This is a genomic window from Hyphococcus sp. D3-15, from assembly GCF_055809375.1.
Genome location: NZ_CM147910.1, coordinates 1,432,623 through 1,447,212, shown reverse-complemented (window position 1 = coordinate 1,447,212; position 14,590 = coordinate 1,432,623). Strand labels below are relative to the sequence as shown.

Annotated in this window: 10 protein-coding genes and 1 pseudogene; 2 read left to right on the top strand and 9 right to left on the bottom strand. The window is 58.0% G+C overall.

Annotated elements, in window-relative coordinates; all coding sequences use genetic code 11:
- Positions 1 to 292: 292 nt before the first annotated feature.
- Positions 293 to 1,186, bottom strand: coding sequence for a transcriptional regulator GcvA (gcvA, locus tag AC0L8G_RS07140; protein WP_473387981.1), 894 nt, complete (start codon positions 1,184 to 1,186; stop codon positions 293 to 295).
- A 109-nt stretch (positions 1,187 to 1,295) separates the two neighbouring features.
- On the opposite strand from gcvA, the pseudogene AC0L8G_RS07135 reads away from it, so the two are divergent.
- A pseudogene (locus AC0L8G_RS07135) lies at positions 1,296 to 2,580 on the top strand (NAD(P)/FAD-dependent oxidoreductase).
- Positions 2,581 to 2,616: 36 nt separating this feature from the next.
- Complete coding sequence (gene amaB, locus AC0L8G_RS07130) at positions 2,617 to 4,134, top strand: L-piperidine-6-carboxylate dehydrogenase (RefSeq protein WP_473387979.1); 1,518 nt, start codon at positions 2,617 to 2,619, stop codon at positions 4,132 to 4,134.
- 97 nt (positions 4,135 to 4,231) lie between these two features.
- Here the strand turns inward: amaB and AC0L8G_RS07125 are convergent, their stop codons facing one another.
- The 8 genes from AC0L8G_RS07125 to AC0L8G_RS07090 all read right to left on the bottom strand — a co-directional run bounded on the left by AC0L8G_RS07125 (position 4,232) and on the right by AC0L8G_RS07090 (position 14,474).
- A complete protein-coding gene (locus AC0L8G_RS07125) occupies positions 4,232 to 5,611 on the bottom strand; it encodes an FAD-binding oxidoreductase (protein WP_473387978.1) in 1,380 nt (459 codons plus the stop codon).
- A gap of 12 nt (positions 5,612 to 5,623) precedes the next feature.
- On the bottom strand, positions 5,624 to 6,532 hold the full coding sequence (locus AC0L8G_RS07120) for a M14 family metallopeptidase (RefSeq protein ID WP_473387977.1): 909 nt from the start codon (positions 6,530 to 6,532) through the stop codon (positions 5,624 to 5,626).
- A gap of 13 nt (positions 6,533 to 6,545) precedes the next feature.
- Positions 6,546 to 8,060 (bottom strand): DUF885 domain-containing protein, encoded by a 1,515-nt coding sequence (locus tag AC0L8G_RS07115; protein WP_473387975.1) that lies wholly within the window; start codon positions 8,058 to 8,060, stop codon positions 6,546 to 6,548.
- Positions 8,061 to 8,335: 275 nt separating this feature from the next.
- Entirely contained in the window at positions 8,336 to 9,949 is a 1,614-nt protein-coding gene (locus AC0L8G_RS07110) for a gamma-glutamyltransferase (protein ID WP_473387974.1), read from the bottom strand.
- A 92-nt stretch (positions 9,950 to 10,041) separates the two neighbouring features.
- Positions 10,042 to 11,766, bottom strand: coding sequence for a prolyl oligopeptidase family serine peptidase (locus AC0L8G_RS07105; RefSeq protein ID WP_473387973.1), 1,725 nt, complete (start codon positions 11,764 to 11,766; stop codon positions 10,042 to 10,044).
- A complete protein-coding gene (locus AC0L8G_RS07100; RefSeq protein ID WP_473387972.1) occupies positions 11,756 to 12,169 on the bottom strand; it encodes a hypothetical protein in 414 nt (137 codons plus the stop codon). Before AC0L8G_RS07100 ends, AC0L8G_RS07105 begins: the two co-directional genes overlap by 11 nt.
- Before the next feature lie 15 nt (positions 12,170 to 12,184).
- Entirely contained in the window at positions 12,185 to 13,036 is an 852-nt protein-coding gene (locus AC0L8G_RS07095) for an alpha/beta hydrolase (RefSeq protein WP_473387970.1), read from the bottom strand.
- Between the two features lie 145 nt (positions 13,037 to 13,181).
- The gene (locus AC0L8G_RS07090; RefSeq protein WP_473387968.1) at positions 13,182 to 14,474 is read right to left on the bottom strand and encodes an MFS transporter; all 1,293 of its coding nucleotides are present in this window, start codon (positions 14,472 to 14,474) and stop codon (positions 13,182 to 13,184) included.
- Between the last annotated feature and the right edge of the window lie 116 nt (positions 14,475 to 14,590).

Below are 14,590 nucleotides of genomic sequence, written 5' to 3'. Positions count from 1 at the left end.
CCATAGTCGATAAATCATCCCATACGTAACAATAGGGACGTAACACAATTTTCCCCCACCTTAACAATGCCTTATCCCCACCCGCCAATTCGCAGTTCTACTGCTTATGGCGCGCTATATTTTGATAACTTAGCGTTTTTGCCTCGGGACTTTTTACAGCCTAAGCGGCGGATTTTTCCGATGCCGTGCGCGCTTTCCTGTCACCAAAAATACCTTCGATAAAGTTTGCGAGCAGGACTATTGTGCGCATCTTGCAGAACTGCGCTTGGCGCCGCCCGATCCCGAAGCGCGCCTAACTTCGTTGCGCTTCCGACAAAATCCAGCGGCGGAAAGCATTCAGCGGCGGGTGATCTTCGTGAGTCCCAGGCCAAACGAAATAATACGACTCAATGCAGGTCAATGGAGCGTCAAGAAACTCGACCAGATCTCCCCGCTCCAGCTCCGGCTCGACGAGAAATGTCGGCAGCAAAGCGATGCCGAGCCCGGCGCGCGCCGCTTCGAGGCTGAGCGTGAATTGATCGAGCAACATGCCGTGCAACTCGCCGTGGTCTATTTTCATTGCTGCGAACCAGCGCTCCCATGCATCGGGTCTGCTCGTCAGATGTAATAAAGGCGCGGCGGCAAGGTCGGCTGGCGTCGACGGAGTGAGCTGCGCCTTGAGACCTGGCGCACAGACCGGCGACACAGTTTCCCCCATCAGCGAAACGACCTCGGCGCCCGGCCATTCGTTCAATCCATAGTGGATCGCCGCATCAACAGTATCAGCGCGAAAGTCAAACGGGCTTAGCCGCGTGGTGAGATTGACCGTTATATCCGGATGGGCGGCTTTAAAAGACGGCAAGCGCGGCGCCAGCCAACGCGCGGCGAACAACGGCAACACCGCAAGATGGAGCGTGCCGCCGACCGGATTTGCACGAAACCCGAGCGTAGCGCTTGATATGCGCGTCAACGCCTCGCGTATGTCGCGCGCATAGGCCGCCCCCGCAAGAGTAAGGCGAACCTTTTGCTTTTCGCGATGGAATAACTCTGCGCCCAGCATCTTTTCCAGCGCGCAGATCTGGCGGCTGACCGCGCTTTGGGTGAGATTGAGCTCATGCGCCGCGGCAGTAAAGCTGAGGGTTCGCGCCGCTGCCTCGAAAGCGCAGAGCAGAGAGGTCGGAGGATAAAAACGGCGCGGGACGCCCATATCATTCCACTTTGGAACTAACTGTTTCAAAAACCTCGTTTGCACCAAAATCTTTTCCGCCGCAACATTCCATTTGCGCATGATTTGATGAGCAGAAGTGCGAATTGGAATGCTTGGCGACAAAAACAGTCACGGCTTGTGGGAAGCCTCGGCCCCTGCGGCTCCGGCTACGCCCGCCCTATACGGCTCGATCGAAGCCGAGGTTGCAGTCATTGGCGCCGGATACGCCGGTTGTTCAGCGGCGCTGCACCTCGCCTTAGCGGGCGCCAAGCCTGTCGTCATAGAAGCATGCGAAATCGGGTTCGGCGGCGCCGGGCGCAATGTCGGCCTGGTCAACGCCGGCCTGTGGACTATGCCGGACGAAGTGCCGGCTACTATAGGCGAAGCGCGCGGCGAGCAACTGCTGGCGCAACTGTCGAAGGCTCCCCAGCTGGTTTTCGACCTTATCGTCCAACATGACATCGACTGCGAAGCAGTGCGCACTGGGACGCTCCACTGCGCGGTGAAGCGAAAAGGCGTAAAAGCGCTTACGGAACGCGGACGGCAATGGCGCCGACGAGGCGTCAGTGTGGAGCTGATTGAAGGCGACGATGCGGCGCGGCTCACAGGTAGCGATGCGTTCCCAGCGGTGCTGCTTGATCGGCGTGCGGGAACAATCCAACCCCTCGCCTATGTTCGGGGTTTAGCGGCGGCGGCGATACGTAACGGCGCCAGAATCCATGCACGATCCCCGGCGTTAAGCTGTGAAGATCTCGGCGGCGCCTGGCGAGATCGCGACGCCTGGCGGCGCCGTAACGGCGCAGCGCGTAATCGTCGCCACGGACGCTTATTCGACGGGCCCATGGAGCGCGCTTAAACATGAACAGGCGCCCCTCCCCTATTTCAACCTTGCGACCGCACCGCTTGCGGCAAAACTTAGGGACCGCATCCTCCCCGGCCGCCAAGGCGCGTGGGATACAAAAACAATTCTCTCCTCCTTCCGCCTTGATGCAAGCGGCCGGCTGATCTTCGGCAGCATCGGGGCGCTTCGAAATGGCGGCGCCCGCGTGCATGCCGACTGGGCGCGGCGCAAACTCGCCCGGCTATTTCCAGCGCTTGGCGGGATCGACTTCGAATATGGCTGGTACGGAACTATTGGCATGACCGGCAACGCCTTGCCGCTCCTTCATGAACTGGGCGACGGCATTGTGTCGATTAGTTCTTATAATGGCCGCGGTATCGCGCCTGGCACGACCTTCGGCCGCGATCTCGCGCGCGTCGCGCTGGGTGAAGTTGATTTGGGCGATCTTGCCCTTCCGCTGACCCCGATTCGAGAAATGTCCCTCCGCACCCTTAAAGGCGCCTACTACGAAGCTGGCGCACAAATCGCTCACATTACCGCCGGACGTTTTTGACGCAATTTCGATATCGGCATCTTAAAGGATAAGCTCATGAAAAAAGACCTCGCGACCGAAACACGCGCGCTAATCGCCAACCTCGGTGTTAACGCCGCGCAAATAGATGGCGGAACGCTGACCGTCATATCGCCGATCACTGGCGAAGCAATCGCTAAAGTGCACGAAACCAGTGCTGCAGAACTCGATAAGAAGGTCGCAAAAGCTGAACAGGCGTTCCGCGCCTGGCGTCAAATTCCGGCGCCGCGTCGCGGCGAATTCGTTCGCCTTCTCGGAGAGGAATTGCGGCGGGCCAAAGATGATCTCGGCAGGCTGGTTTCGATCGAGGTCGGTAAAATTCTTTCCGAAGGACTTGGCGAAGTTCAGGAGATGATTGATATATGTGATTTCGCAGTCGGCCTCTCGCGTCAACTTCAAGGACTTTGTCTGCCCTCTGAGCGTCCCGACCATCGCATAACGGAACAATGGCACCCGATCGGCCCAGTCGGGGTGATCTCCGCCTTCAACTTCCCTGTCGCGGTGTGGAGTTGGAACGCCGCACTTGCCTTCATTTGCGGGGACAGCGTGATCTGGAAGCCGTCCGAAAAAGCGCCCCTCACCGCGCTTGCGGTCAGCGCGCTTACCGCACGCGCCTGCAAAGCATTTGGCGACGAAGCGCCGGACGGATTGGCGACGCTAGTCGTCGGCGGGCGCGACATCGGCGAAATGTTGGCTGACGATGCACGCATACCATTGATTTCGGCCACCGGGTCGACGCGCATGGGACGAATTGTCGGAGAACGCGTTGCGCGCCGGTTCGGCAAAACAATCCTTGAACTTGGCGGCAACAACGCCTCGATTGTCACGCCATCGGCTGATCTCGAGCTGACGCTGCGCGCGGTCGCATTCGGCGCTATGGGAACCGCTGGACAACGATGCACAACGCTTCGCCGGCTCCTGGTTCACGATTCCCTCTATGATAAACTCGTCCCCAAACTAAGCGCAGTTTTTGAAAATATCGCAGTTGGGGACCCTCGAAATGAGAGCACTCTCGTTGGCCCGCTGATCGACGCCGACTCTTTCGCAGCAATGGAGCGCGCAATCGACGCGGCGCGTGATGCCGGCGGACGTGTACATGGCGGCGGCCGCGTCGACGTGAATGGCGGAAACTCCTTCTACGCCCGTCCCGCGATAATTGAGATGAACGAGCAGGCTTCGTGCGTTCGCGACGAGACCTTTGCGCCGATCCTCTATGTGCTGCGTTACCAAACGCTCGATGAAGCGATTGCACTACAGAATGACGTGCCGCAGGGCTTGTCTTCGTCGATCTTCGCCACTGATATTCGCGAGGTTGAACACTTCCTTTCCGCAGCAGGATCTGATTGCGGTATCGCAAATGTAAATATGGGCACTTCCGGCGCGGAGATCGGCGGCGCCTTTGGCGGCGAAAAGGAAACGGGCGGCGGACGCGAAAGCGGATCCGATAGCTGGAAAGCCTATATGCGGCGCCAGACCAATGCGATCAATTACGGTCGCACGCTGCCGCTCGCCCAGGGCGTCAAATTTCCGATTTGACAGCTTTCAGCCCTTTATTGAGGACGAATGATGCCGCGCCTTTTCGCAATGACAAAGCTGATTGCTGGCGAGTTAAAAGGAGATACGCCCCCGCTCGTCAGCCTGTCGTTTCAAGAATTTTTCCGGGGTTCATGATGTTTTGCGGATCGAGCGCCTGCTTGATGCTGCGCATTAGGGGCACGGCGGCGCCCAGCTCCTGTTCGAGATATCGGATCTTGCCGCGGCCAATGCCGTGCTCTCCCGTGCAGGTGCCATCCATGGCAAGAGCGCGCTCAACGAGGCGGTGGTGTAGCGCATCAGCCTTTTTGAATTCTTCTTCGTCGCCATCCTTGGCGCAAATGCCGAGATGAAAATTCCCGTCGCCCACATGGCCGAGGATCGGAGCAAAGAGCCCTGTCTTTTTGATGTCTTCCTTGGTGGCGAGAATGCAGTCCGCCAATCGCGAAATCGGCACGCAAACATCTGTCCACCACTGGCGCGTCCCAACAGCGTAAGCGGAAATAGACAGCGCCGCCTCATGGCGCGACCGCCATAGCGCCGAACGCTCCTCAGGCTTTTCCGCCCATTTGAAGTTCTCGCCGCCATTGCCGGTCATGATTTCCTTGGCGAGATCGACTTGCTCGCTGACGGATTTCTCGGTTCCGTGAAACTCAAGGAACAGGGTCGGCTTTTCCGCAAGCCCCAGTTTGGAGACATGGTTGACCGCCTTGATCGTATCTTCATCAAGAAACTCAATCCGCGCTAACGGCACGCCGATCTGGATCGCCTCAATCACCGACCGGATTGCGCCTTCAAAATTATTGAACGCGCAGACCGCCGAAAGGATTTTCTCCGGAATGCCGTAAAGTTTCAGCGTCAGTTCCGTAATCACGCCAAGCGTTCCTTCCGAACCGACAAATAGCCGGGTCAGATCATAGCCCGCCGAGGATTTGCGCGCGCGTTTGGCGGTGCGGACGATCTCGCCCGAAGGGGTAACAACCTCAAGGCTTAAGACATTTTCCTTCATCGTGCCGTAGCGCACTGCATTGGTGCCCGACGCTCTGGTCGAAGCCATGCCGCCCAGCGTTGCGTCCGCCCCCGGATCGATTGGAAAGAACAGCCCCGTGTCGCGAAGATATTCATTGAGCCGCACACGCTTGACGCCCGGCTGGACAACCACATCGAGGTCTTCCTGGTTAACCGACAAGATCTTGTCCATGCGCGACAGGTCGATGCTCACGCCGCCTTTCAATGCATGAATATTGCCTTCTAATGATGTTCCGGCCCCATATGGCACGACCGCCGTCGCCGTCGCCGCACAGGCCTTGACGATAGCCTGAACTTCTTCCGCCGTTTCCGGAAACACAACCGCATCCGGCGGCTGAGGGTCAAAATGCGAGATGTCCGTTCCGTGTTCAGCGCAAACGCCGCGCGAGGTGGTAAATCGATCGCCGAGAATTTGTTGCAGCGTCGCCGCCGTCTCCTGCGCCAAGCTCATGACGGTTCCTTGTCAAAATTCCAGGGCGAAATCCAAGGCTGCACACACTGCCGTCATTTGCGCGCGAACGCACTCTTCAGGCGTCGTGCGCGGGCTGTCCGGATAAACCTCAGTCGTTGTCTTGAAACGCGCATTTGTGATTGAGGTGCAAAGCGCAAGCTCGGTCAAGGGGTACTCGATGACGCCATGCGCGATGACGGGCGATCCGATGATCTCCCCCGTCTCATCCGGCGGAGCGATATGAGTCACCTTTTCCACCGCAGAAATGATAGCCTGCTGAAACGCAAGCTGCCGATCCTCGCTGTCAGCCACCAAATAAAACCCGTCCGGTATAACACCTTCCTTAAAGACAACGCCGTCGCGGGAACTCAAGGCGGGCCTGAACTCGGTTTCGTCGCTATCTGTCGTTTCATGGAGGTCGATATGAAGGAGATAGTCGCTTGCGACGGTGCGCGCGAGTTCCATCAATGAGGTCGCCTCAAGCGGCCCTCCAAGCCGGAAATTTCGATTCGGATCGACAGCATCGTAATTCCATCGGTTGATGCGCTCATACGCCCAAGGGCTGACACAGGGGGCAACAAGCAAGTTGACCCTGCCCACGTAGGCGTCTGCGCATTCATTCAGAAAAGCAAGCGCGCCCAATACGCCGCTGGTTTCGTAACCATGCACGCCCCCGGTCACAAAAGCAGTCGGAAGCGCAGGGTTCATCTCACAGCTGCGCAACGCATAAACAGCGTATGCATCGCCTGCATATTCGATCCGGCCATAGGCCAACTTTTCAAAGCGATCGCTAAGCGCGTCGATGCGCGAAACGATCTCTTTGTTATAGCTTCGCTGGCGTGACTGAAGAGATCGCCATTGGTTAAGCTCGTCACCACCCCAAGACTTTCCCGCTACGCCTATTGAGGGGTCGAATATCATGGCGGTCTCGCTTTTATGCTGCGTCTGCGTTTTTCTTGCCTGCAATCCAGTCGTCGATCAATAGTTCAAGCACCGGGAGCGTCACCGCGCCCGCCGCCATCAGCGTGTCATGGAATTCACGAATGCTAAAATCCTCGCCAAGCATTACTTCCGCGCGCGCGCGAAGTTCGCGGAATTTGAGATTGCCAAGCTGATAGGCGAGCGCCTGGCCCGGCATGCCAATATAGCGATCAACCTCGGAGGTCAGCGTTTCGAGCGGCATGGCCATATTATCCTGGAAAAAGGCGAGCGCCTGTTCTCGTGTCCACCCCTCAGCATGGATGCCGGTGTCAAGCACAAGCCGCACCGCGCGCCACATTTCCATCTCCAGACGGCCATAGCGTTTTTCCGGCGTGTCGTAGAACCCCATATCCTCGCCCAAAGCTTCGCAGTAGAGCGCCCAGCCTTCGAGACAGGCGGTATATTTCAGAGCGCCGAAGCGGCGGAAATCGGGAAGCTGATCCATCTCCTGAATCAGCGCCAAGTGCATCAAATGTCCGGGCCATGCTTCATGCAGCGCGAGAGGCAGGTGCATGTAGCGCGGACATTTGCCGGGAATTGAGGTGATCCAGTGAACGCCTGCGGCGCTGCCGTCGGCAGGGTTGGGCTGTGCATATGCCGGCGGCATCTTGTCGGCGATGGCCACGGGTATGCTGCTGACGCCATAGGTGGTGCGCGGCGTACGTCCGAAAAATTCCGGTATCCGCGCCTCGATGCGTTTTGACAGGACTTCGATCTGCTCGCGCAACGCTTCCGCGCTTTCAGCGAATTGATGGTTGTCAGTTTGCAAGTGACGGCGAAAGCCTTCGAGATCGCCAGGGAAACCGGCGTCTTTCGCAACGTCTAGCATTTCTTCTTTAACACGCTCGACCTCAGACAGGCCAAGGGCGTGTATCTCCGCAGCCGGCAAATCGAGAGTGGTGTACGAAGCAATATGGAAATTGTAGTGCCGCTCGCCATCAACATCGTTAGTACAGCCTAAGCTGTCTCGCGCGGCTGGCAATATCGCAGTCTCAAGATAGTCGGCGTAATCAAGAAACGCCGGCTTCATTTCATTTTCGATTAACGCCCTTCCTGCATCAACCAGATCAGTCATCTTGCCGCCCCGCTTCGCGATTTTGGCGAAGGGACCGAAAAAGGCGTTGTCCTCAATCGGCGCTCCCATCTGACCTCGAACCTGCTCAATGGCGCGCTCGACGACAAGGCGCGGGTACGACATGCCGGCTTCCAGGCCTTTCGCCAGACTTTCGTGAACAGTTGCAAATGACGCCGGAATCGCGGCGAGCCGCCGCAAATAGAGTTGCGCGTCATCGACAGTAGCGAGCGCGGTAGAATTCGCCCAGTAGATCAGCGTAAACTCCGGCCCCAAAGGGAACAATGCCGGCCGAAGATGCGCACCGCTTTCCACCATCTCGGTTAGGAGCCGGAATTCGAATTCTAGAAGCTGGTAGGTTGCGCGGTCCTGAACTCCGAGGCGAGACAGAATCAATCGCAGCCAATTCTTCAAGGGCCGAGCGCGCCCATGCGGCCCGTCGTTCGTGGTCGGCGGGCGCCTCTCGCATCAATTGCGCGGCTTGTGTAGGCAAACCTGCGGAGATCGCGCTGATCGGCGACTCCTCGCACTGGAAAGCCCAAAAACGGTCAGCGAGTTCGGTCAGTTTAGAGGACGTTTGCAAGATATTTCTCCTTGTACGACGCTTTTACGATTCCGCGGCGTAATTTCTTATGCGAACCGTCGATCGATGAGAAAGGATCAGAATCCTTTCAATTCGCGACTGCCGCACCTGTGCGGCGCGGGTCGGCGCAGGCGCTAGCGAGCCCGTCCGGGGAGATATGCACGCCCTCATAGGTGCCGTGATGATAGTTCCACGGATTGACCAATTCGATTTTGATGCCGCGCTTCCTGACTTCTTGATGCATGTCCGGCGTGCCGCAGTCGGCTTCCAAGGTGAAGGCGTCCGGCGCCAGACTGTCGGGGCCGTAAGTCGGCCCGCCGATACGCGGCTGGTGCACCGAGGTTTCAATGTCCATGCCGAAATCCAGAATATTGAGCGCATTGGTTATGCAGTTCTGGATCAAGCTGACGCTTGGCGATCCCGCCGCGAGCACGGGCCGATCTTCAGCATCAAAAATGATATGCGGCGCGACATAGCATGTGCCACGATCGCCGGGTTTGGGCATGTTTCGGAAAAAGTGCACGCCGCCGGCCCACAAATTCATGCCGTCGACGATCAAGCCGTTTGACCAGGCATTAGACATAACGGAATGCAAAACCGTTGCAATGTTGCCGTCACGGTCGACGACCGTCAGGTGATCCGAGCCGGGATAAGGCGCTGCGCCCGGAGTCTTGGGATCACGCATTTGCATCAACTCAAAGCGCGTTGCCGCATATTCCTTGGAGAGAATTGTCTCCAACGGCAACGGCCAACTCTTCGGATCGCCCTGGCCCGCGCCCTCTGCGAACACCTCTAGACAGAATCGCGACAGCCAATACATAGAGTCCGCGCTTTCGGTTGGCATGCCCCACTCCTTCAGCGGAATATGCTCAACCAGATTGAGAATTTCGATGAGATGAGTTCCGCCATTGTCTGGCGGCGGCGAACCGGCGATCTTGTAGTCGCGATAGGTTCCCCATGCAGGTTCCATCCAGCGCACATCGTATCGGTCGAAATCCTCCATAGTCAAAACGCCGCCGGCGCGCTTGACCGTCTCGACCACCTTCTCTGTAAAAGACGAACGATAGAAGTAGTCTACGCCGTCCGCCGCCATCCGCTCCAGCGTGTCGGCCAGTGCGTGGTTGACCAGTTGCTCGCCGGGATTGCGCAAGCAATTGTCGCGGAAATAGATGCTCCGCCCCTCTTCACTCATGCCAATCTTTTCGGCCTTTTCAAACATCAGGCCATAGAGAAACGGATAGATCGGAAAGCCGTTGCGGGCGAGTTCGATCGCCGGCGCCGACAATTCTTCGCGTGACTTGCTTCCATAGCGCTCGCGCGACGCTTCCCACGCCGCCCAAAAGCCCGGAACCGCAACGCTGCGTCCGTTCTCTATGTCAGCTGCTGAAAACCCCGGCAGCCCGGCGAGAGGCGCGTTCATCGAACCGTTGACATACTGCGTCGCGCCGGTCGCCTTTTCGTAATGCATCATGCTCAGCACACCGAAGGCTGTCGTCATGTGCGGCTCGACAACCGTCTGCGCAAGCGACGCGGCGAGCGCGGCGTCCACCGCATTGCCCCCGTCCTTCAACACATTGGTCGCAACATGCGAAACGATCGGGTGCGAACTGACGGCAATGCCGTTCTTCCCCGTTGCTTTCTGCTTTCGTCCAAACACCGCAGCGCTAGTAAGCTGCGTGATTTCTTCCTGATCGAACATCATCTGGTTCTCCTCGTGACCCGGTCAAATCCCGCGCTTTTTCGCGACCGACCTGTTTTACTAACGATTTTGTTCCCACCTCCGGACCAGGAGCGTCATTCGCTCCCGGCGGGTTTAAATTCCGGCGGCACGGAAAGACCGAGATATTCTGCGAAGAACGCAAGCACTTCAGCCGACTGACGTGTTTGGTCATCCTTGCTTATCGCCCCGTGCCCCGCTTCGGCGCGCACCCGCAGCAATACGGGCAGCGTATTGGATGTTGCAGACTGCATTCGAGCTGCGAGCTTGCGGCCGTGCCATGGCGGGCAACGTGGGTCGTTGGCGCCGCAGTCGATCAGCATGGCGGGATAGCTGATGCCGTCTTCGATGTTGTGGTATGGCGACCAGTCGAAGAGTGTCAGCGCCATGGCCGGATCCGAAGGGTCGCCATAGTCCAAAGTTGCGGCCATGGTGAATGGATCGCGTGATCGTTCCAACAAATCGCAGACCGGGGCCTCTGGGGATGCAGCGCGGAACAGATCCGGCCGCTGCACCGCGGCGACCGCCGCCATGACGCCGCCATTTGATCCGCCCGTGACACCAAGTTGTCGCGGCGACGTTATGTTCCGCGCGATCAAATCTTCCGCTGTCGCATACAAGTCGTTAAACGTGTTTTGCTTGTGCTCAAGGCGGCCCTGCTCCCACCAATGAGAGCCTAATTCGCCGCCGCCGCGCAGATGACTTAGGACCAAGACGCCGCCCGCCTCAATCCACGTCGTCCACCTGCTGCCGAACCAGCCGGGAAGCACAGCAACATTATACCCGCCATAGCCGGTGATGATGGTCGGTAGCGGCTTTGACAGATCGGCGTCGCGACGGGCGATCACATGATAGACGACTTCCGCTCCGTCCTTGCTGGTCGCCGTATAATCCAGCACCTGCGCATCGAAAGTCCACTCCGGCGCCGTTATCTGCGTAAGCTCCAGCGTCTTCACATTCGCCGTGTAGTACGCAGGAGAGACAGCCGGTGTCGCAAACAGGAAATCGACTTGATCACCACAGCCGCGCACCATGGTGTTTGTGACGTTGAAGAACGAAAAGAAACTTCCCGTTCGGTTCACAAGCCCCTTCCCCGGAAGCTCAATCTCGCCTTCAAATTTTCCAAAACGATCGAAAACGCGTAGACGCGAATATGCATCCACAAAATCGAGGACGACTGCGCGATCGTCAAACGCGACAATATTGGCCAGAACATTTTCAGATGCCGGAATGATTTCCCGCCACGTCTCAACTTGCGTCGGCGTAGCGAGCGGAATGGAGACCAAACGCCCGCCGGAAGCGCCGTCATCCGTAATCGCGAAGAAACGGTCGCCAACAATATCGCCCCGGAATATGCCTTTGACGCCTTTCAAGAAAGGCCGCCAAACACCGTCGCCTTGCGTATCAAGAATATATTCCGGCTTTGGCGAGAGATGATTTACGAACAACAAAATATGTCGATTGTCCGCAGCTACTACCGGCCGAACATAGAAGTGACTGGGCTCGACCTCTTCAAGCGTGGCGACCGTCGGGTGATCGACCTGCACGCGATATAAGGTCTTTCCTGCCTGGATATCCTTCGAATCCAAGCTCATATAGAAAAAACCGCTATCGTCGGGCAGCCAAGTGAATGTGCTTAGCCGCTCGCTCGGCAATCCCTCGGACAGGACCCTGCCGGTTTCGACATCGACGAGTTGGGCGATAGGCTTTTCGCGCCCGCCGGACGTGTAAGCCATGATCGCCAATTTGCCGTTGTTCGATAGCGCATACGCGGCCATCTGCAACGGTTCGTCAACACGCATGGCATTCAGATCGACGACCCGCCGTGCGGGACCCGTTGGCGAGATCCGAAAGTTCAACGACCGCAAGGTCCTGCCCCTCAGGAATGAACCGCCGGACATATTTGTTTCCGGTAAACGCAGGGAGAACGTCATCCTCGGGCATGCTTGCGGACTGGAGCCCTACAAGAAACGTTTCATATGCCGGCAGGCTCGTGAGATGGCCGCGGGCGACTTCGTCCTGAGCCATTTGCCAGCTAGCGACGGCATCATCCGCATCATCCTGGAGCCAGCGCAGGGGATCGACATAGCGCACTGCCCCGGCGCCGTATTCGACAACTTCTGGACGCTTCTCAGCGGCCGGATAGGTAAGCAGTCCCGCCTGCGCAGGAGAATTGAGGTCCGTCGCCCCGTGCGCTTTCTTCATATGCATATCAAGCTTTCACGCAGACGGTGTATTCGCCGGATTGACCGTGTCCGCCCACACCGCTCGAACCCCTTCGGCAATGACATCGGCAATTACGGAGCTATGGTCCTTGCCGGGGAAGATTCGTGTCGTAACCGTTAGCGACGGATATTGACGCAGAAAAAGCGTCTCAGCCATCAGGGCCGAAGCGCTGACGACCCCCCATGCGGCCAAACCTGGTTTGCCTAGCTCAAGCTCCCCAACGCCGAAGAAAACATCCGCCTTAAGGTCTTCATTCGCGGCGGCATGCGCGGCCTCAAGCTGAAACGCAGCGCGTTCCGCTGCATTGCTGGACGGGCTGCCTATGATGTAGCGACGAAAGGCGCCGGGTCGGGCGAACAAAGCATAGTTGGCGAACATGCCGCCGCCAGAATGACCCAAAAGACCATGGTCGTCATTCATGCGGTATGTTTGCGACAGATGCGGCCTTACCTCTTCCACAAGAAAGGCCAAAAGATCGTCAGCTTTCTGCTCCAGCCCTCCTTCCGGAACGCCAAGCTTGCGAAAATATTCGCCGCCAAGCCCATCAAACAACATGGTTTTCCCGGGAGGCGCGAAGTCAATCGCGCGTCGCCGGCCAAACTCGGACGCGCCCGCTTCGCTGGGACAGCCGACGCTAACGACGATCATCTCAGGCGCGTGCCCGCCGAAGACCAATGTGTTGAGCAAACCAACAGCCAGATGGAATAGAAACGGCCCGTCGGTAAGCCACAGGACAGGATACCGCTTGTAAGGCATGACGCCGTAGCTCGCTGGCAAGGCAACCTGAACCTCGTAATCCCAATCGAATGCGGTCGTCGACATCGTAACCGCCGGTTCGATTGACATTGTGCATCGAGCGCCAGGCCGCTGCCAATCCGCTAGGCGCGGTGTTGATTCTTCTTCGCTCATCGCTGAACTCCTGCGGCCGCATCAAGCAGGCATGCACCGACCCACGCCGCAAACCCGTCGATCATATTGTCGTAATGCCGTGTCACGCGGCGCCTCCGGTCGGCGCAGGGAGATCGAGAGGGTGTTGCATTCCCGTGCTGCTGCGCGCCGTCACTTCGAACGGATTCTCCGCAAGACGCATCAACAAGATACAGATGATCCAGGTCGGCAGAGTTATGCATACGCCACCCCAGAACATACTTTGCGGCCCCGCCTGAATGACATCCCCGAGCGCTGCGGACCCGGCAACGCCAATGCCGATCGCCGGCCCGTTCGTCATCGCACGCAGCGCCATAATCCGCGCCCGGATCGCCGGCAGCGCCAGATCCTGCAACAAGGTGACGCTTGAAGCCCCGGCGATCGTCGAAGCAACAACTTGAACGCCGACGCATGCGAAAACCTGCCAGGGAGATGTTGCAAAGGGGATCAGGCATACAAGGGGAAGCGACACAATCAGCGTCACCCAAATCGCACGAGGTGCGGCGCGATGGCCAATTCGCCTTTGCAGCAAGCGCAGAACGAAATTTCCGGCGACGACACCAATGATGCTGGCGGCGGCAATCACCAAACCCAGGACCATGCCGATATGAGCAGCGCTGAGACCAAAGATTCGTATGAGAGACAGCGGGGTCCACGCCAGAATGCTCGTCACTCCTAGAGCGAAGAAAGTCATGCCCGAAAAGACGAGGCCAACCGACCTAAAATTTTCCTTCAGATAGGGCAGGATCGGCTCGACGGTTCGTTTTGCTTGCGCGTGTACGCGCTTCACCGATCCGACCGGCAGAAAAAACACCATCGCCATAAAAATCGGAAACGGCGCTGCGGCCATCAAGAAAGCCAGACGCCAGTCTTCGAGACCGTTCAACATACCGGGCAGAGGCTTCAACGCATCAATCAGCGCAATCATCGCGCCGATCAAAAACAAGCCTGCCGCCATGCTCAGTGACACCGCGGTATAATAGATCATGGTCGCGGTAATCCGCGCCTGCCCACGGAACAACTCCGGCAGCATCGACATGAATATCGGCGCAATGCCGGCCTCTGAGGCCGCGACCCCGGCGGAGGCGATGAACAAGCCGACAAATCCGCCGGCAAGGCCGCAGGCGGCGGTTCCAACAGCCCAGCATAGAATGCAACCGGCGAGCACCCAGCGGCGATCATACCGGTCTGCCAGCCAGGCGATGGGATAGGCGGCGACGAATGTAAGCGCGGCAAAACCCAACCCCTGAATCAGACCAAGCTGCGTGTTGCTGAGGGATAGCGAGTCGCTCATATCGGCAGCGACCACGATGAATACCTGACGATCGATGATCGCATAAAGCATCGTTGCGACCATTACTGCGAGAGCAAGCCATCCGCGTATGTCAGATATCTGTCGGGTCGTAGATTGATGCATGAACTCATCCTTGGCTTGCAATGTTCATATCCGACCGGCAGACGCCGGAGCAAACG